This is a genomic window from Anaerotignum faecicola (assembly GCA_024460105.1).
GTDB lineage: Bacteria > Bacillota > Clostridia > Lachnospirales > Anaerotignaceae > JANFXS01.
Genome location: JANFXS010000364.1, coordinates 1 through 427, shown reverse-complemented (window position 1 = coordinate 427; position 427 = coordinate 1). Strand labels below are relative to the sequence as shown.

General features: G+C 47.3%; 1 protein-coding gene. It reads right to left on the bottom strand.

Features of this window, described 5'->3' with window-relative positions; genetic code table 11:
- Window positions 1–427 (bottom strand): GDP-mannose 4,6-dehydratase (locus NE664_14400; GenBank protein ID MCQ4727825.1); only part of this gene is annotated, 427 nt, incomplete at both ends.

Below are 427 nucleotides of genomic sequence, written 5' to 3'. Positions count from 1 at the left end.
CTTTTGAAGGATCTCCAAGAAGAACTTCGACCTCAGCAGGGCGGAAAAATTCAGGATTTACAGTTACAATGGTTTTTCCGGTGGCCTTGTCGATACCGTTTTCTGTTATTCCGCTTCCATGCCATTCCACATCGATTCCTGCATAGCGGAAAGCCGTTTCTACAAATTCGCGGACGGTTCTCGTCTCATTGGTTGCTATCACATAGTCATCAGGCGTATCCTGCTGCAGCATCAGCCACATGGCTTTTACATAATCTTTGGAATGTCCCCAGTCTCGTTTGGCGTCAAGGCTTCCAAGCTCTACGTGATCCAAAATACCAAGCTTGATACGGGCTACGGCGTCTGTGATTTTTCTGGTAACAAATTCCAGGCCACGGCGCTCGCTTTCATGATTGAAGAGAATGCCGCTGCAGGCAAACATATCATA